Genomic DNA, 17742 nt, shown 5'->3' with positions numbered 1-17742 from the left:
ACGTAGCGAAAACGGCTCAAACGAAGTAGGAAACAGGCCAAAAGCAGTGTTTACCGGGGGTAAACGCCGCTAAAACCGAATTCCAGCCAAGGCTGTCCGACTGCAGTAGTTTTCAAGAGATGTTTTTCAGGGGCTAAAAGTCCTTTTTCCTTAGGGGTGAAACACCTTGGCCAAGATTCTCGTGGTTACATCCGGCAAGGGTGGTGTGGGTAAGACCACCACCAGCGCCGCTATCGGTACCGGCCTCGCTCTGCGCGGCCACAAAACAGTGATCGTCGACTTCGACGTGGGCTTGCGTAACCTCGACCTGATCATGGGTTGCGAGCGCCGCGTGGTGTATGACTTCGTCAACGTGGTCAACGGCGAAGCCAACCTGCAACAGGCCCTGATCAAAGACAAGCGCCTGGAAAATCTCTACGTGCTGGCCGCCAGCCAGACCCGCGACAAAGACGCGTTGACCGTCGAAGGCGTGGAAAAAGTCCTGATGCAACTCAAGGAAGACTTTGAGTTCGTGGTCTGCGACTCCCCGGCGGGCATCGAGAAAGGCGCCCACCTGGCCATGTACTTCGCTGACGAAGCGATCGTCGTGACCAACCCGGAAGTGTCCTCGGTACGTGACTCCGACCGCATGCTCGGCCTGCTGGCCAGCAAGTCCCGTCGCGCCGAACGCGGTGAAGACCCGATCAAGGAACACCTGCTGATCACCCGCTACCACCCGGAGCGTGTCGAAAAAGGCGAAATGCTTGGCGTCGAAGACGTCAAGGAAATCCTATCGGTGACCCTGCTCGGCGTGATCCCGGAATCCCAGGCGGTGCTCAAGGCATCCAACCAGGGCGTTCCCGTGATCCTCGACGACCAGAGCGATGCCGGCCAGGCCTACAGCGATACCGTTGACCGCCTGCTGGGCAAAACCGTGGAGCATCGTTTCCTTGATGTACAGAAGAAGGGATTCTTCGAGCGCCTGTTTGGAGGCAACTAAGCAATGAACCTTTTTGACTTCTTTCGTGCCAACAAAAAGCAAAGCACCGCGTCGGTAGCGAAAGAGCGTCTACAGATCATCGTGGCGCACGAACGCGGCCAACGCAGCACCCCGGACTACCTGCCGGCCTTGCAGAAGGAACTGGTCGAGGTGATTCGCAAGTACGTCAATATCGGGTCCGATGACGTGCATGTCGCACTGGAAAGCCAGGGCAGCTGCTCGATTCTGGAACTCAATATCACCCTGCCAGATCGCTGAGTCGATCCGGCTGGAGCCACGGCGGCTCAGGCTTTCCTGCATTTTGCAGGAGCAAGGCTTGCTCGCGATAGCATCACCTCGGTTTTTCTGAATACCGAGTTGCCTGAATCGCGAGCAAGCTTTGCTCCCACAGAGAACGGGAGGCCTGAGCCGCCGTTGGCGTTTGTTACGAGGCTGTTTTAATGCCGTTGTCCAATGTCCACATCATTCATCAGGACGCCGCCGTACTGGTGGTGAACAAACCGACTTTGTTGCTCTCCGTCCCAGGCCGGGCCGATGACAACAAGGACTGCCTGATTACCCGCCTGCAGGAAAACGGTTACCCGGAAGCGCGAATCGTCCATCGGCTGGATTGGGAAACCTCCGGCATCATCCTGCTGGCCCGCGATCCCGATACGCACCGTGAACTGTCTCGGCAATTTCACGACCGCGAAACCGAAAAGGCCTACACCGCACTGTGCTGGGGTCAACCCGAGCTGGATAGCGGCAGCATCGACTTGCCGCTGCGCTACGACCCACCGACCAAGCCTCGCCACGTGGTCGACCATGAATTCGGCAAGAACGCCCTGACCTTCTGGCGTGTGCTGGAGCGTTGCGGCGACTGGTGCCGCGTGGAGCTCACGCCGATCACCGGCCGTTCGCACCAATTACGCGTACACATGCTCTCCATCGGCCACCCGCTGCTCGGCGATGGGCTCTACGCCCACGAACAAGCCCTGGCCGCCTGGCCGCGCCTGTGCCTGCACGCGAGCATGCTCAGCTTCACGCATCCGCAGACCGGCGAACGCCTGCGCTTCGAGTGTCCGGCCCCGTTCTAAAGCAAAAGCAATCCCTGTAGGAGCGAGCAAGCTCGCTCCTACAGGGATCTCCTCCAGGCCCGATACCGGGGACCGCCTAACCAGCACTCCCCCCGCCAATTCTCTGACCAATACGTTAAACTGGCCCCACTGCTGTCTGGAGCTACTTATGCGCGAAGAGTTGAACCAAGGCCTGATCGACTTCCTCAAGGCCTCCCCTACCCCGTTCCATGCCACCGCCAGCCTTGTTCAGCGACTGGAAGCGGCGGGTTATCAACGCCTCGACGAACGCGAGCCATGGCACACCGAAGCCAATGGCCGCTATTACGTCACCCGTAACGACTCTTCGATCGTCGCGATCAAAATGGGTCGCCACTCGCCGCTGCACGGCGGGATTCGCCTGGTCGGCGCCCACACGGACAGCCCGTGCCTGCGGGTCAAGCCGCAACCGGAACTGCAACGCCAGGGCTTCTGGCAACTGGGCGTCGAAGTCTACGGCGGCGCGCTACTGGCACCGTGGTTCGACCGCGACCTGTCCCTCGCCGGCCGCGTGACCTTCCGCCGTGACGGCAAGGTCGAGAGCCAGTTGATCGACTTCAAGGCACCGATCGCGATCATCCCGAACCTGGCCATTCACCTCAACCGTGAAGCCAACATGGGCTGGGCGATCAATGCCCAGACCGAATTGCCGCCAGTGCTGGCGCAGTTCGCCGGTGACGAACGCGTGGATTTCCGCGCGGTGATCACCGACCAGCTCGCCCGCGAACACGGTCTGAACGCCGACGTGGTGCTCGATTACGAGCTGAGCTTCTACGACACCCAAAGCGCCGCCGTCATCGGTTTGCACGGTGACTTCATCGCCGGTGCGCGCCTGGACAACCTGTTGTCGTGCTACGCCGGCCTGCAAGCATTGTTGACTGCGGACACCGACGAAACCTGCGTGCTGGTGTGCAACGATCACGAAGAAGTCGGTTCATGCTCGGCCTGCGGCGCCGATGGTCCGATGCTTGAGCAGACGCTGCGTCGCCTGTTGCCTGAAGGTGATGAATTCGTACGCACAATTCAGAAATCCCTGCTGGTTTCCGCTGACAACGCCCACGGCGTGCACCCGAACTACGCGGAGAAGCACGACGCCAACCACGGCCCGAAACTCAATGCCGGCCCGGTGATCAAGGTCAACAGCAACCAGCGCTACGCCACCAACAGCGAAACCGCCGGATTCTTCCGTCACCTGTGCATGGCCGAAGAAGTGCCGGTGCAGAGTTTCGTGGTGCGCAGCGACATGGGCTGCGGCTCGACCATCGGCCCGATCACCGCCAGCCACCTGGGCGTGCGCACCGTGGACATCGGCCTGCCGACGTTCGCCATGCACTCGATCCGTGAGCTGTGCGGCAGCCATGACCTGGCGCATCTGGTCAAAGTGCTGAGCGCGTTCTACGCCTGCCGCGAATTGCCGTAACACCTGTAGGAGCTGCCGCAGCCTGCGGCAGCTCCTACACACCTCACTACCGACCATCCAAAAGCCACCTAGACTTTAATCATCCCTTTCGACAAGGCAGTCGCCATGATCTCGATGTCCACCTTCCACGCCATGCTGATCCCGATTCTTGCCGGAATGCTCCTGTTGGCGATCGGCTTCAACTTTCGTGACAAGAACCTCGGCGTGTTCGCCATGTGGATAGGCATGTTGACGATCTTCGCCACCGTGGTTATCAAGATCCTCGCCAAACTCAACGAATAAATCCGCACCCTGACTCGCATTGATTTTGACGGGCTCGTACACTCGGTCGACCCGCTCACTCCGAGGTTGACCGCCTAGTGTTCGCTCGTCTGTTTGCCCTGCCGTGTTTTTTCCTTGTCTGCCTGATGACGCTGCTGCCGATGGCGCCCGCCCAGGCAGTCGGCTTGCCGAGCCTGCTCAACAGTTCGGCGAAAACCCAGCCCGAGGCACAAGAACCTCTGGGGCAATCCCTGGATGAAGTGATCAAGTCGCTGGAGAACGATCAGCAGCGAAGCAAATTGCTGGCCGATCTGAAGAAACTGCGCGACGCCACGAAGAAGGCCCAACCGGCCACCGAGCAAGGCGTGCTGGGCCTTATTGGCGGGACACTGGCCAGCTTCGAAAAACAATTTTCCGGCGCCGACAGTCCGCTCACCCGTTGGACCAGCGAGTTCGACCTGGCCAGCGACGAACTGACAGCGCTGGTGCTGCCGGCCAACGAATGGCTGCCGATCATTTTCGCCTTCGCCGTGATTCTGATGGTCTGGAGCCTGTTGGCAGCGGCGCTGATCTGGGTCAGCCACCGGGTGCGCATGCGCTTCGGCCTGACCGAAGAACTGCCGCAACACCCCAGGGCGCTGGACATGCTGCGCTTCGCTTTGCGCAAGCTCGGGCCATGGCTGATTGCCTTGGTGATCACGGTCTACATGAGCTACGCCCTGCCTTCTTCACTGGGCAAAAGCCTGGCCATGGTGCTGGCCTATGCGCTGGTGGTTGGCACCTGTTTCTCCGCGATCTGCGTGATCGCCTTTTCCCTGCTCGACGGCCCACACCGCCACCGCGCCCTGTACATTTTGCGGCATCAAGCCTTTCGCCCGTTGTGGCTGATCGGCAGCTTCGCCGCGTTCGGTGAAGCCCTGAGCGACCCGCGCCTGATCGAAAGCCTCGGCGTGCATCTGGCACATACCGCAGCGACGGTGGCCAATGTGTTGGCGGCGCTGTCCACCGGGTTGTTCATCCTGCGATTCCGCCGCCCGATCGCCCACTTGATACGCAACCAGCCGCTGTCCCGACGCCTGACCCGCCGCGCCCTCAGCGACACCATCGAAATCCTCGGCACCTTCTGGTACGTCCCGGCGCTGGTACTGGTGGGCATTTCACTGTTCGCCACGTTCGTTTCCGCCGGCGATACCAGCACCGCGCTGCGCCAATCGCTGATCTGCACCGTGCTGCTAGTGTTGTGCATGGTCATCAACGGCCTGGTCCGCCGCCACGCCCTCAAACCGCAACGCGGTGTGAAGCGCCACGCACTGTATTCCGAGCGCCTGAAAAGCTTCTTCTACACCCTCGCGCATCTGCTGGTATGGCTGGCGTTCATCGAACTCGGCCTGCGGGTCTGGGGCATGTCGCTGATTGCGTTTACCGAAGGTGAAGGCCATGAAGTCAGCGTCAAGTTGTTCAGCCTCATAGGCACACTGATCTTCGCCTGGCTGGTCTGGATCCTCAGCGACACCGCCGTGCACCACGCCCTCACCCGCTCACGCAAAGGCCTGGCGAACGCTCGGGCGCAAACGATGATGCCGCTGATCCGCAACGTGCTGTTCGTGGCGATCTTCATCATTGCGCTGATCGTCGCCCTGGCGAACATGGGGATGAACGTCACGCCACTGCTGGCCGGTGCCGGTGTGATCGGCCTGGCCATCGGTTTCGGCGCGCAGTCGCTGGTGGCCGACTTGATCACCGGGCTGTTCATCATCATCGAAGACTCCCTGGCCATCGACGACTACGTCGACGTCGGCGGCCACCTCGGCACCGTCGAAGGCCTGACCATCCGCACCGTGCGCCTGCGGGACATCGACGGCATCGTCCACACCATCCCGTTCAGCGAAATCAAAAGCATCAAGAACTACTCCCGGGAATTCGGCTACGCGATCTTCCGGGTCGCAGTGCCTGCCAGCATGGACATCGACAGCGCGATCAAACTGATGCGCGAAGTCGGCCAGAAAATGCGCACCGATCCGCTGCAACGACGCAACATCTGGTCGCCGCTGGAGATTCAAGGCGTGGAAAGTTTCGAGTCCGGCAACGCGATACTCCGCGCCCGGTTCAAGACCGCGCCGATCAAACAGTGGGAAGTTTCCCGGGCGTTCAATCTGTCACTGAAACGGCATCTGGATGAAGCGGGGATGGAACTGGCGACGCCGCGGTTGAGTGTGCAGGTGGTGACTGCTGGTGGCGGCCCAGAAAAAGAACAGCCTCTGTAGGAGCTGCCGCAGGCTGCGATCTTTTGATCTTTTCAAAAAACAGAATCAAAAGATCGCAGCCTGCGGCAACTCCTACAGGACGTCGACGCCGACATGAATCGCATCATGCCGCCAAAACTCCAGATCACAATCGATCAACCGCTCATGCTGATCATAATTGACCCGGGCAATGCTCAAGCCCGGGCTGCCCACTGACACGCGCAAGGCCGCCGCCGCATCCACCGACAACGCCGTCGGCACAATCTCGAACCGCACCCGCCCGTAGTGCAAATCGTAGTGCCGCGCATAAAGCTCGGTAATCGACTGATTCAAGTCAAAATCCAGAATCCCCGGAAAATACTGCGGGTTCAGGTAATGCTCCACATACAACACCAGCCGCCCATCAATGCGCCGCGAACGGCAGATCTGAATCACGCTCGACAGCGCTGGCAACTGCAACCAGGCACAGACCGCCGCCGACGCCGGCTGCAAACGCGCAGAAATCACCTCAGTCGATGGCACCCGCCCCTGGGCGCCAACCATCGCGTGAAAGTGACTGCGCTGCATCAGGTTATAGGCCAGGCGCGGCGGCGATACGAACCAGCCCCGGCGCTCCTCACGGTAAATCTGCCCCTGAGATTCCAGCTGCAACAACGCCTCACGCACAGTGATCCGCGTGGTGCCAAACAACTCACTGAGCTTGCGCTCGGCCGGCAATTTGCTGCCAGGCGCCAGCAGCCCGTGGTCGAGCTGTTCCTGAAGAACCTGGCCAATCGCTGTCACCGCTTTTGTAGCCTCATCGCGCATCAACGTTACCTATCTGGACTAGACCAGCACTGTTTCGGGGCAGAACCGCGCTGAAAATCGATTCAATCAATGTCCTGCAAGCGTAGGCAGTGCAGATGACTGAGAGATGACAAGTCTCCAGACGGTCATCCCGGCGGTCATTTAAAAACCGTGCAATACATCGGCCAAGTCCTTGCGTAGCGGGCCTTTGCCTATGGTCTACGCTTAGCTGGCAGCCGCCAATATCGAGCAAATAAAAGTCTTGCCGGGCGATGAACGACATCAAAGTGTCATCCAGCCCCCTTAGATTGGCTCAGGTATTGCTGACCTAGACCAACACCAACCGCAATCGCAGCGTTGAACACGACCCAAGGAGCTTCGGAATGAAACAGTTTTTCCTGGCATCACTGTTAGGCTCGACCATTGCCATGTGCACCGCCGCCATGGCGGCTGATGATTTGAAAACCCTGGAAGCCGCTGCGAAAGCGGAAGGCGCAGTCAACAGCGTCGGCATGCCCGATGACTGGGCCAACTGGAAAGGCACCTGGGAAGACCTGGCCAAGAAATACGGCCTGAAACACATCGACACCGACATGAGCTCGGCGCAGGAAATCGCCAAGTTCGCCGCTGAAAAAGACAACGCCAGCGCCGACATCGGCGACGTCGGTGCCGCCTTCGGCCCGATCGCGGTCAAGCAAGGCGTGGTGCAACCGTACAAGCCTTCGACCTGGGATCAGATTCCTGATTGGGCCAAGGACAAGGACGGCAACTGGGCTCTGGCTTACACCGGCACCATCGCCTTCATCGTCAACAAAAAGCTGCTGCACGGTTCCGAAGTGCCGACCAAGTGGTCTGACCTCAAGACCGGCAAATACAAGGTTTCCATCGGCGACGTAAGCACCGCTGCCCAGGCTGCGAACGGCGTTCTGGCCGCGGCACTGGCCAACGGTGGCGACGAGAAGAACCTGAAACCTGCGCTGCTGCTGTTCGCCGACATCGCCAAGCAGGGTCGCCTGTCGATGTCCAACCCGGTCATCGGTGCCATGGAAAAAGGCGAAATCGAAGTCGGAGTGGTCTGGGACTTCAACGGTCTGAGCTACAAGGCCAAGATGGCCAACCCGGATGACTACGTGGTGCTGATCCCGTCCGACGGTTCGGTGATTTCCGGTTACACCACCATCATCAACAAATACGCGAAAAACCCGAACGCCGCCAAGCTGACCCGCGAGTACATCTTCAGCGACGCCGGCCAGATCAACCTGGCCAAAGGCAACGCCCGTCCGATCCGCGCCGAGCACATCACGCTGCCAGACGACGTGAAAGCCAAGCTGCTGCCGAACGAGCAGTACAAAAAGGTCACGCCGATCAAGGACGCGGATGCTTGGGAGAAGACTTCCAAGGCTCTGCCGCAGAAGTGGAACGAAGAAGTCATTGTCGAAATGAAGTAATGCTTTAGCGCAAACGCTGAAATCCCAATGTGGGAGCGGGCTTGCTCGCGAAGACGGCGGCACATTCACAATTAATGTGGCTGAACGATCGCCTTCGCGAGCAAGCCCGCTCCCACACTGGACCGAGTGAAGTCCGAGATTTCCGAATTCCTGTTTTGCGGAGTCCCATCCCCATGAAGCACAACGTCATCCTTGTCGTGCTCGACGGCCTTAACTACGAAGTCGCCCGCCACGCCATGGGACACCTGCAGGCATATGTCGGCGCAGGACGCGCAGCGCTCTATAAACTGGAGTGCGAGTTGCCGGCCCTGTCCCGTCCGCTTTACGAATGCATCCTCACCGGCGTCACGCCGATCGACAGCGGCATTGTCCACAACAACGTCTCGCGCCTGTCCAATCAGCGCAGCATCTATCACTACGCCACCGACGCCGGGTTGAAAACCGCGGCGGCGGCTTACCACTGGGTCAGCGAGCTGTATAACCGCTCGCCGTTCGTGGCATCCCGGGATCGTCATACAGACAACCCCGATCTACCGATCCAGCACGGGCATTTCTACTGGAGCGATCACTACCCGGACTCGCACCTGTTCGCCGACGCCGAAAACCTGCGCCTGCGCCATGCGCCGAATTTCCTGTTGATCCACCCGATGAACATCGACGACGCCGGGCACAAGCACGGCCTCGACACCCCGCAATACCGCAACAGCGCACGCTTCGCTGACATCTACCTCGCCGACTACCTGCAGGGCTGGCTCGACGCCGGCTATCAGATACTGGTGACCGCCGACCACGGCATGAACAACGACCGCTCCCACAACGGCTTGCTGCCGGAAGAACGCGAAGTCCCGCTGTTCGTGCTCGGCGATGCGTTCAGCTTCAGCGCCGACGCCACGCCCAAGCAGACCGAGATTTGCGGCACCGTCTGCGAACTGCTGGGCGTACCTCATGACAAACCTGTGTGTCGGGAGCTGCTCAAGTGAATTCCAACACCCGCGGCAAATGGCTGGCAGCGTTATGCCTGGTGCCCTTCGCTCTGTTCTTCATCGTGTTCGAAATCGCCCCTTTGGTGTGGGTGATGATCAACAGCCTTGAATCCGAAGAGTTCGGCTGGGGTATTGCCAACTTCACCAAAATCTTCAGCTCGAAGTTCTACCTCCAGGCGATCCAGTACAGCCTCGAGATCAGTTTCTGGTCCAGCGTGTTCGGCATCGTGATCGCAGTGCTCGGCGCCTATTCCCTGCGCCGGGTCGACTCGAAACTGCGCAACTTCGTCAACGCTTTCGCCAACATGACCAGCAACTTCTCCGGCGTGCCTTTGGCCTTTGCCTTCATCATTTTGCTGGGCTTCAACGGCAGCTTCACCATCATGCTCAAGCAGGCCGGGATCATTCAGGACTTCAACCTGTACTCGAAAACCGGGCTGATCATTCTCTACACCTACTTCCAGATTCCCCTCGGCGTGCTGTTGCTTTACCCGGCCTTCGACGCGCTGCGCGAAGACTGGCGTGAGTCCGCCGCATTACTTGGCGCCAACGGCTGGCAGTACTGGCGGCACATCGGTCTGCCGGTGCTGACCCCGGCACTGCTCGGCACCTTCGTGATCCTGCTGGCCAACGCCCTCGGCGCCTACGCCACGGTGTACGCCCTGACCACCGGCAACTTCAACGTGCTGACGATCCGCATCGCAGCGATGGTCTCGGGCGACATTTCCCTGGACCCGAACCTGGCCAGTGCCCTGGCCGTGGTACTGGTGGCGTTGATGACCCTGGTGACCATCGTCCATCAACTGCTGCTGAAGAGGAGCTACCATGTCTCGCGCTGAATTGGGGCCCGCCGGCATCTACCATCGCGTGGTGGTTTACCTGCTGTTTGCGATTATGTTGCTGCCGCTGCTCGGCACCTTTATCTACTCGATTTCCAGCAGTTGGTCGGCCACCATTCTGCCCAGCGGTTTCAGTATCAAATGGTATGCACAGCTGTGGAGCGATCCGCGCTTCCTGAACGCTTTCGGCCAATCGCTGTTGGTGTGTGTAGGTGCATTGATTTTGTCGGTGGTACTGATTCTGCCGCTGCTGTTCGTGGTGCATTACCACTTCCCGAAACTCGATGCGTTGATGAACATCCTGATCCTGCTGCCCTTCGCCGTGCCGCCGGTGGTGTCGTCTGTGGGGCTGTTGCAGCTCTACGGTTCCGGGCCATTCGCGATGGTCGGTACGCCGTGGATCCTGATCGGCTGCTACTTCACCGTGGCGCTGCCGTTCATGTACCGGGCGATCACCAACAACCTGCAAGCGATCAATCTGCGTGACCTGATGGACGCCGCCCAACTGCTCGGCGCCAGCACCTTCCAGGCTGCGTTCCTGGTGGTGTTGCCGAACCTGCGCAAGGGCTTGATGGTGGCGTTGCTGCTGTCGTTCTCGTTCCTGTTCGGTGAGTTCGTCTTCGCCAACATCCTCGTCGGCACCCGTTACGAAACCCTGCAGGTCTACCTCAACAACATGCGCAACAGCAGTGGCCATTTCACCAGTGCGCTGGTGATTTCCTACTTCTTATTTGTGCTGGTTCTGACCTGGATTGCCAACATCTTGAACAGGGACAAAAGCGAATGAGCTATGTCAGCGTCCAACACCTTCAGAAAAACTACGCGGGCACCACGGTGTTCAGCGACATCAACTGCGAAATCCAGAAAGGCGAGTTCGTCACCCTGCTCGGCCCGTCCGGCTGCGGCAAATCCACGCTATTGCGTTGCATCGCCGGGCTGACCTCGGTGGACGGCGGCAAGATCCTGCTTGATGGTGTCGACATCGTGCCGTTGAGCCCGCAAAAACGCGGGATCGGCATGGTGTTCCAGAGCTATGCACTGTTCCCCAACATGACCGTGGAACAGAACGTCGCTTTCGGTTTGCGCATGCAAAAGGTCAACGCAGATGACAGCCAGAAGCGCGTCGCCGAAGTCTTGAGACTGGTAGAACTCCACGACTTTGCTGCGCGTTATCCGCATCAGCTGTCGGGTGGTCAATGTCAGCGAGTCGCCCTCGCCCGCTCGTTGGTGACCCGACCTCGCCTGTTGCTGCTGGATGAACCGCTGTCGGCACTCGATGCGCGAATCCGCAAGCACCTGCGTGAGCAGATCCGTCAGATCCAGCGCGAACTGGGCCTGACCACGATATTCGTCACACACGACCAGGAAGAAGCCCTGACCATGTCTGACCGCATTTTCCTGATGAATCAGGGAAAAATCGTACAAAGCGGCGACGCCGAAACCCTCTACACCGCGCCCGTGGACGTATTCGCCGCAGGCTTCATCGGCAACTACAACCTGCTGGACGCCGAGAATGCGACGAAACTGCTGCAACGGCCGATCAACCACCGAATCGCCATTCGCCCGGAAGCCATCGAACTGAGCCTGAACGGCGAACTCGACGCACAGGTGCGCAGCCACAGCTTGCTGGGCAACGTGATTCGCTACCGCATCGAAGCACGTGGCGTGGAACTGGTGGTGGATGTGCTCAACCGTTCGGCTTCCGACCTGCATCCCGATGGTCAGCGCCTGGCACTTTCCATCGATCCGACGGCCCTGTGTGAGGTAGCCTGATGACCTTGCTGACGTTGAAGAGAGAACTGCACTGATGGCCCTGGCAATTTTTGATCTGGACGAAACCCTTATCCACGGCGACTGCGCCTCGCTGTGGAGCGAACAAATGGTCCGCCTCGGCTGGGTCGACGGCGAATCTTTCCTGCGTCGCGACAAGGAACTGATGGACGCCTATGGCCGAGGCCATCTGGCGATGGAAGACTACATGGCCTTCAGCCTGGAGCCGTTGATTGGCCGTACACCTGCAGAAGTAGCGCACCTGGTTGGTCCGTGGGTAGAAGACTTCATCGAACCGATCATCTTCAGCGACGCCACCAAAACCATCGCCGCGCACCGCAAGGCCGGTGACCGTATTCTGGTGATCTCCGCTTCAGGCACGCACCTGGTGGCACCGATTGCCGAGCGCCTGGGCATCGACGAGATTCTCGGCATCGAACTGGAAGTGGCTCACGGTACTTATAGCGGCAAGACTGTCGGCACCCTGACCTACCGCGAAGGCAAGATCACCCGGTTGCTGGAGTGGCTGGATGCGGAAGAGGAAAACCTGGAAGGCGCGAGTTTTTACTCCGACTCACGCAATGACCTGCCTTTGTTGCTGAAGGTGGATTTCCCGCATGTGGTAAACCCGGACCCGGTGTTGCGCGAGCAGGCCGAGAAGGCTGGTTGGCCGATCCACATCTGGAAATAACCCGCTCTTGTAGGAGCAAGGCTTGCCCGCGATTCAGACGACTCGGTTTGTCTGACAGACCGAGTCATCGTTCATCGCGGGCAAGCCATGCTCCTACAGGATTCACTTCAGATTTTCGTCAATCACCAATACCAGTTTCCCCGCCACCGTATTACTCGCCAATTCCGCAAACGCCGTTTCGGCATCCTTGATCGGGAAAGCCTTGGCCAATTGCGGGCTCAATCGCCCTTCAGCAAACAACGGCCACACGTGCTGACTTAGATCACTGAACAGATCCGCCTTGAGCTGATCGTCACGGCTACGCAATGTCGACCCCAAAAGCTGCACTCGCTTGGCCAACACCTGCGCCAGATCCAGCTTGGCCTCGCGGCCACCCATCAACCCGATTAGCACCCAACGACCGTCCAGCGCCATCAGCTTGAGGTTCAGCGCCGCGTAATTGCCGCCCACCGGGTCGAGAATGACATCGAACGGCCCCAGGTCGCTCAGGCTCTCCAGATCACCGGTGCGCACCACGCCACCCTGGGCACCGAGCGCTTCGCAGTACGCCAGCCGTTCGGCCGAGCCGACGCTGACCCAGCACGGATTGCCGAACGCCTTGCACAGCTGAATGGCGGCTGAACCGATTCCACTTGCTCCGGCGTGCAGAAGAACTTTCTGACCCGGTTTGAGCGCAGCGAGTTGAAACAAATTCAACCAGACCGTTGCATAGACTTCCGGCAACGCGGCTGCTTCGGCCAGCGACATTTCGTCGGGAACCGGTAGCACGTGCCGTCCGTCGACAACCACCTCTTCAGCCATGCCGCCCCCGGCCAGCAAGGCGCAGACGCGATCACCGACCTTCCACGACGAGCCCGGACCGACCTCGCTGATCACTCCCGAACACTCTAGACCGAGCACCTGACTGGCCCCCGGCGGTGGCGGATACAGGCCGGCCTTCTGCAACAAATCGGCGCGATTGAGACCCGCTGCCGCCACACGAATGCGAACTTGTCCTACATCACACGTAGGACTCGGCGCTTCAACCCACTCCACTTGACCGTCAACGCCTTGCAATGCTTTCACAGTGCCTCCATAGTGAGTCTGGACTGAGCCCGAAGCTGTAGCGCCGGGCTTTTTGCATTATGCGACCGGCCCATGTGGAACCGGCGACTTCAAAGACGGCCTAATATGCGTTATCAATTGTCCCCGCGTCGAATCAACATGAAGCGTTTGTTCCCCAGCACCGCCCTCGCTCTTTTCATCGGCATCGGCCTGTTGCCGATGTCCGGCAATACTTTCGCAGCCAATAGCTGGGACAAGCTTCAACCTGATCGTGACGAAGTCATTGCCAGTCTGAACGTCGTGGAACTGCTCAAGCGCCACCACTACAGCAAGCCGCCGCTCGACGACGCGCGTTCGGTGATCATCTACGACAGCTACCTGAAATTGCTCGACCCTTCGCGCAGCTATTTCATGGCCAGCGACATTGCCGAATTCGACAAGTGGAAGACCCAGTTCGACGACTTCCTCAAGAGCGGCGACCTCAACGCCGGGTTCACCATCTACAAGCGCTACCTGGACCGCGTCAAAGCGCGTCTGGACTTCGCCCTTGCCGAGCTGAACAAGGGCGTCGACAAAATGGACTTCACCACCAAGGAAACCTTGCTGATCGATCGCAAGGACGCCCCTTGGCTCAAGTCCACCGCAGAACTCGACGACCTGTGGCGCAAACGCGTCAAGGATGAGGTTTTGCGTCAGAAGATCGCCGGCAAGGATTCCAAGCAAATCCAGGAAACCCTGACCAAGCGCTACAAGAACCAGTTGGCGCGTCTGGACCAGACCCGCGCGGAAGACATCTTCCAGGCGTACATCAATACCTTCGCCATGTCCTACGACCCGCACACCAACTATCTGTCGCCGGATAACGCGGAAAACTTCGACATCAACATGAGCCTGTCCCTTGAGGGCATCGGCGCCGTGTTGCAGAGCGATAACGATCAAGTGAAAGTCGTGCGCCTGGTACCGGCAGGTCCAGCGGACAAGACCAAACAAGTTGCTCCGGCCGACAAGATCATCGGCGTTGCCCAAGGCAACAAAGAGATGGTCGACGTGGTGGGCTGGCGTCTTGATGAAGTGGTCAAGCTGATCCGCGGCCCGAAAGGCACCGTGGTGCGCCTGGAAGTGATTCCGGCCAGCAACGCGCCGAACGACCAGACCACCAAGATCGTGCCGATCACCCGCGAAGCGGTGAAGCTTGAAGATCAGGCAGTGAAGAAGTCGGTGCTGAACCTGAAACAGGACGGCAAGGACTACAAGCTAGGCGTCATCGAGATCCCGGCGTTCTATCTGGACTTCAAGGCATTCCGTGCCGGTGACCCGGACTACAAGAGCACCACTCGCGACGTCAAGAAGCTGCTGACCGAGTTGCAGAAAGAAAAAGTCGACGGCGTGGTCATCGACCTGCGCAATAATGGCGGCGGCTCCTTGCAGGAAGCCACCGAGCTGACCAGCCTGTTCATCGACAAAGGCCCGACCGTACTCGTGCGTAACGCCGATGGCCGCGTCGACGTCCTCGAAGATGAAAACCCGGGCGCCTTCTACAAAGGTCCGATGGCGTTGCTGGTCAACCGCTTGTCCGCCTCGGCTTCGGAGATTTTTGCCGGCGCCATGCAGGACTACCATCGCGCTCTGATCATCGGCGGCCAGACCTTCGGTAAAGGCACCGTGCAGACCATTCAGCCGCTGAACCATGGCGAACTGAAACTGACCCTGGCCAAGTTCTACCGGGTTTCCGGTCAGAGCACCCAGCATCAGGGCGTGCTGCCGGACATCGATTACCCGTCGATCATCGACACCAAGGAAATCGGTGAAAGCGCCCTGCCGGAAGCCATGCCGTGGGACACCATCCGCGCGGCGATCAAGCCTGCGGTCGACCCGTTCAAACCGTACATCACCCAGCTCAAGTCCGAGCATGACGTGCGTACAGCCAAAGATGCGGAGTTCGTGTTCATTCGCGACAAACTGGCCCTGGCGCAGAAGTTGATGAACGAGAAAACCGTCAGCCTCAACGAAGCCGAGCGTCGCGCGCAACACGCCGATATCGAAGCCAAGCAACTGACCATGGAGAACATCCGTCGCAAGGCCAAGGGCGAAGAACCGCTCAAAGAGCTGAAGAAAGAAGACGAAGACGCTATCGCGGCAGAGCAAGACAAGACCAAGCCGGAAGACGATGCCTACCTGAGCGAAACCGGGCGCATTCTGCTGGACTACCTCAAACTCAATACCGCGGTGGCCAAGCACTAAAATGATGGCAATTTAATGCTGATGCCCAGCTGGGCGTCATCAAACAGTCATCATTCTGTCGTGCAATAGAGGACTGGGAGCCAAGGCTCCCAGTCCTTTTTTTATCGCCAGAGAACGCCATGACCACAACCGAACAGCTGAGTGCGTTGAGCTCGATTCTGACTCAAGGCGGTTTGCACAGTCTGTTCCAGCCGATCATCAGCCTCTCTGAGCGAAGAATTCTCGGCTACGAAGCCCTCAGCCGCGGCCCCTCCAACAGCCCGCTGCACTCGCCCATCGCATTGTTCGCAGTCGCCCGCCAGGCCGGTCGTTTGAGCGAACTGGAAATCGCCTGTCGGCAGAGCGCTTGCCGGCGTTTCAACGAACAACAGTTACCCGGCAAGTTGTTCCTCAACGTTTCTCCGGAATCCCTGCTCGAAGCAGCGCATCAACCCGGTCGTACCCTGCAACTGCTGCAGGATTTCGGCATCCCGCCGAGCCAGGTGGTGATCGAACTCACCGAACAGACGCCGATCGACGACTTCCAGTTGCTGCAGACCGCCCTTCATCACTACCGGGCGATGGGCTTTTCCATCGCCCTGGATGACCTGGGTGCGGGATATTCGAGCCTGCGCTTGTGGTCCGAGTTGCGTCCCGACTACGTGAAGATCGACCGCCATTTCATCGACGGCATCCATCAGGATGCCCTCAAGCGCGAATTCGTCGGCTCGATCCTGCAAATCGCCAAGGCTTCGCGTGCACAAGTGATCGCCGAGGGTATCGAGTTGCCGGAAGAACTGGCGGTGTTGACCGAGATGGGTATCGATCTGGTTCAGGGCTATCTGCTCTGCCGTCCGCAGGAACATCCGCCACGGGATGCCCGGACCCTGATGCCGCGACAGGACAGCACTGCCGTGGCGTTGAACGATGAAGTCAGCGACCTCAGCGCCCTGCTCAACGATCAGCCTGCTGTGGGTCGCAACACGCCAACCGCAACGGTGCTGGAAGCCTTCCGCCGCCAAGCCAACCTGAACTCGCTGGCAGTGCTGGATGAACAAGACCAGCCTTGCGGCATCGTCCACCGCCATTCGCTCTCGGACGCCTTGCTCAAACCGTTCGCCACTGACCTGTTCGCCCGCAAACCCATCAGCCGCCTGATGAGCGATGACTTCCTCGCCGTCGAAATGAGCCAGTCGCTGCAACAGGTCAGCCGCCTGATCACCAGCCGCGCCCGGCAACGCATCGAAGAAGATTTCATCATCACCCTCAACGGCAGCTACCTGGGCCTGGGCCGGGTAATCGACGTACTCAAGCTGATTACCGAACTAAAGATCCAGCAGGCCCGCTACGCCAACCCGCTGACCCTGCTGCCGGGCAACGTGCCGATTCAGCAATGCCTGACGCGACTGCTGCAACAGAAACGCGAATCGGTGATCTGTTACGTCGACATCGACAGCTTCAAACCTTTCAACGACATCTACGGCTACGGCCGTGGCGACGAAGTCCTGCTGTGCCTGGCGCAATGCCTCAACGACCGCGTCGACCCGTCCCGCGACTTCGTCGGCCACATCGGCGGTGACGATTTCTTGCTGGTGCTCGGCCCGGAAGACTGGGGCAAACGTTTGAACCAGCTACTGGACGACTTCCAAAGCCAGTGCCGCCGCTTCTACCGCGCCGAACACCTGGAAGCCGGCTGCTTCATCGCCCCCAACCGCCAGGGCGTACGCCAGGAATTTCCGCTGCTGTCGCTGTCCATCGGCGTGGTGCACCTGCACCCGGAAGCCTGCGAGGAAATTGATGCCAGCCAGTTAGCCGAGATGGCCTCACAGGCTAAACACCACGCGAAGAATGTGCCGGGGTATAGCGTGTATGTAATTGATAGTTTGGCGGTGCCGGAGCCTGAAGGGGCTTGGTTGGTGGGGCAGCGGTGAGTGCTCGCGATGATGGCGGACCAAACAATCCAA

Annotated in this window: 16 protein-coding genes; 14 read left to right on the top strand and 2 right to left on the bottom strand. The window is 59.4% G+C overall.

Annotated elements, in window-relative coordinates:
- The first annotated feature begins 166 nt into the window (after positions 1 to 166).
- From minD to V6Z53_RS10635, 6 genes are all read left to right on the top strand, one after another.
- A complete protein-coding gene (gene minD, locus V6Z53_RS10660; RefSeq protein ID WP_218436028.1) occupies positions 167 to 979 on the top strand; it encodes a septum site-determining protein MinD in 813 nt (270 codons plus the stop codon).
- A 3-nt stretch (positions 980 to 982) separates the two neighbouring features.
- Positions 983 to 1237 carry a cell division topological specificity factor MinE gene (gene minE, locus V6Z53_RS10655; RefSeq protein WP_007974947.1) on the top strand — a complete coding sequence of 85 codons (255 nt, stop codon included), beginning with the start codon at positions 983 to 985 and terminating at the stop codon, positions 1235 to 1237.
- A gap of 182 nt (positions 1238 to 1419) precedes the next feature.
- Entirely contained in the window at positions 1420 to 2055 is a 636-nt protein-coding gene (locus V6Z53_RS10650) for an RluA family pseudouridine synthase (protein WP_046027121.1), read from the top strand.
- Between the two features lie 148 nt (positions 2056 to 2203).
- Positions 2204 to 3493, top strand: a complete 1290-nt coding sequence (locus V6Z53_RS10645; protein WP_150772629.1) for a M18 family aminopeptidase — start codon at positions 2204 to 2206, stop codon at positions 3491 to 3493.
- Between the two features lie 105 nt (positions 3494 to 3598).
- Positions 3599 to 3775 (top strand): hypothetical protein, encoded by a 177-nt coding sequence (locus tag V6Z53_RS10640; RefSeq protein WP_338585456.1) that lies wholly within the window; start codon positions 3599 to 3601, stop codon positions 3773 to 3775.
- 77 nt (positions 3776 to 3852) lie between these two features.
- Positions 3853 to 6018: a mechanosensitive ion channel family protein gene (locus V6Z53_RS10635; protein WP_338585455.1), complete on the top strand. Its 2166-nt coding sequence runs from the start codon at positions 3853 to 3855 to the stop codon at positions 6016 to 6018.
- A 72-nt stretch (positions 6019 to 6090) separates the two neighbouring features.
- Here V6Z53_RS10635 and V6Z53_RS10630 read toward each other — a convergent pair whose 3' ends face one another.
- Entirely contained in the window at positions 6091 to 6804 is a 714-nt protein-coding gene (locus V6Z53_RS10630; protein ID WP_338585454.1) for a UTRA domain-containing protein, read from the bottom strand.
- Between the two features lie 362 nt (positions 6805 to 7166).
- On the opposite strand from V6Z53_RS10630, the gene V6Z53_RS10625 reads away from it, so the two are divergent.
- From V6Z53_RS10625 to V6Z53_RS10600, 6 genes are all read left to right on the top strand, one after another.
- Complete coding sequence (locus tag V6Z53_RS10625; RefSeq protein WP_338585453.1) at positions 7167 to 8231, top strand: ABC transporter substrate-binding protein; 1065 nt, start codon at positions 7167 to 7169, stop codon at positions 8229 to 8231.
- A 173-nt stretch (positions 8232 to 8404) separates the two neighbouring features.
- On the top strand, positions 8405 to 9211 hold the full coding sequence (locus tag V6Z53_RS10620) for an alkaline phosphatase family protein (protein ID WP_338585452.1): 807 nt from the start codon (positions 8405 to 8407) through the stop codon (positions 9209 to 9211).
- Positions 9208 to 10053, top strand: coding sequence for an ABC transporter permease subunit (locus V6Z53_RS10615; protein ID WP_338585451.1), 846 nt, complete (start codon positions 9208 to 9210; stop codon positions 10051 to 10053). The genes V6Z53_RS10620 and V6Z53_RS10615 overlap by 4 nt, the downstream gene beginning before the upstream one ends.
- Positions 10040 to 10840, top strand: a complete 801-nt coding sequence (locus V6Z53_RS10610; protein WP_338585450.1) for an ABC transporter permease — start codon at positions 10040 to 10042, stop codon at positions 10838 to 10840. Before V6Z53_RS10615 ends, V6Z53_RS10610 begins: the two co-directional genes overlap by 14 nt.
- Positions 10837 to 11826, top strand: coding sequence for an ABC transporter ATP-binding protein (locus V6Z53_RS10605; protein WP_338585449.1), 990 nt, complete (start codon positions 10837 to 10839; stop codon positions 11824 to 11826). The genes V6Z53_RS10610 and V6Z53_RS10605 overlap by 4 nt, the downstream gene beginning before the upstream one ends.
- 34 nt (positions 11827 to 11860) lie before the next feature.
- A complete protein-coding gene (locus tag V6Z53_RS10600) occupies positions 11861 to 12514 on the top strand; it encodes an HAD family hydrolase (protein WP_338585448.1) in 654 nt (217 codons plus the stop codon).
- Positions 12515 to 12616: 102 nt separating this feature from the next.
- On the opposite strand, the gene V6Z53_RS10595 is transcribed toward V6Z53_RS10600, so the two are convergent.
- Positions 12617 to 13579 (bottom strand): NAD(P)H-quinone oxidoreductase, encoded by a 963-nt coding sequence (locus tag V6Z53_RS10595; RefSeq protein ID WP_338585447.1) that lies wholly within the window; start codon positions 13577 to 13579, stop codon positions 12617 to 12619.
- Between the two features lie 138 nt (positions 13580 to 13717).
- On the opposite strand from V6Z53_RS10595, the gene V6Z53_RS10590 reads away from it, so the two are divergent.
- Both V6Z53_RS10590 and V6Z53_RS10585 read left to right on the top strand, forming a co-directional pair.
- The gene (locus tag V6Z53_RS10590) at positions 13718 to 15799 is read left to right on the top strand and encodes a carboxy terminal-processing peptidase (RefSeq protein ID WP_338585446.1); all 2082 of its coding nucleotides are present in this window, start codon (positions 13718 to 13720) and stop codon (positions 15797 to 15799) included.
- A gap of 119 nt (positions 15800 to 15918) precedes the next feature.
- Positions 15919 to 17709 (top strand): bifunctional diguanylate cyclase/phosphodiesterase, encoded by a 1791-nt coding sequence (locus tag V6Z53_RS10585; RefSeq protein ID WP_338585445.1) that lies wholly within the window; start codon positions 15919 to 15921, stop codon positions 17707 to 17709.
- Positions 17710 to 17742: the final 33 nt, after the last annotated feature.

The organism is Pseudomonas sp. MAG733B, assembly GCF_036884845.1.
Lineage (GTDB): Bacteria > Pseudomonadota > Gammaproteobacteria > Pseudomonadales > Pseudomonadaceae > Aquipseudomonas.
Note: the sequence above shows the minus strand (reverse complement) of the source record. Positions and strands in the feature narration are given on the sequence as shown.

Bases quoted from the DNA above. Each gene is read 5' to 3' on its own strand.
- V6Z53_RS10605 (WP_338585449.1), top strand. From the start codon at position 10,837: ATGAGCTATGTCAGCGTCCAACACCTTCAGAAAAACTACGCGGGCACC.
- V6Z53_RS10590 (WP_338585446.1), top strand. From the start codon at position 13,718: ATGAAGCGTTTGTTCCCCAGCACCGCCCTCGCTCTTTTCATCGGCATC.
- V6Z53_RS10645 (WP_150772629.1), top strand. From the start codon at position 2,204: ATGCGCGAAGAGTTGAACCAAGGCCTGATCGACTTCCTCAAGGCCTCC.
- V6Z53_RS10600 (WP_338585448.1), top strand. From the start codon at position 11,861: ATGGCCCTGGCAATTTTTGATCTGGACGAAACCCTTATCCACGGCGAC.
- V6Z53_RS10610 (WP_338585450.1), top strand. From the start codon at position 10,040: ATGTCTCGCGCTGAATTGGGGCCCGCCGGCATCTACCATCGCGTGGTG.
- minE (WP_007974947.1), top strand. From the start codon at position 983: ATGAACCTTTTTGACTTCTTTCGTGCCAACAAAAAGCAAAGCACCGCG.
- V6Z53_RS10640 (WP_338585456.1), top strand. From the start codon at position 3,599: ATGATCTCGATGTCCACCTTCCACGCCATGCTGATCCCGATTCTTGCC.
- V6Z53_RS10585 (WP_338585445.1), top strand. From the start codon at position 15,919: ATGACCACAACCGAACAGCTGAGTGCGTTGAGCTCGATTCTGACTCAA.
- V6Z53_RS10625 (WP_338585453.1), top strand. From the start codon at position 7,167: ATGAAACAGTTTTTCCTGGCATCACTGTTAGGCTCGACCATTGCCATG.
- V6Z53_RS10630 (WP_338585454.1), bottom strand. From the start codon at position 6,804: ATGCGCGATGAGGCTACAAAAGCGGTGACAGCGATTGGCCAGGTTCTT.
- V6Z53_RS10620 (WP_338585452.1), top strand. From the start codon at position 8,405: ATGAAGCACAACGTCATCCTTGTCGTGCTCGACGGCCTTAACTACGAA.
- V6Z53_RS10650 (WP_046027121.1), top strand. From the start codon at position 1,420: ATGCCGTTGTCCAATGTCCACATCATTCATCAGGACGCCGCCGTACTG.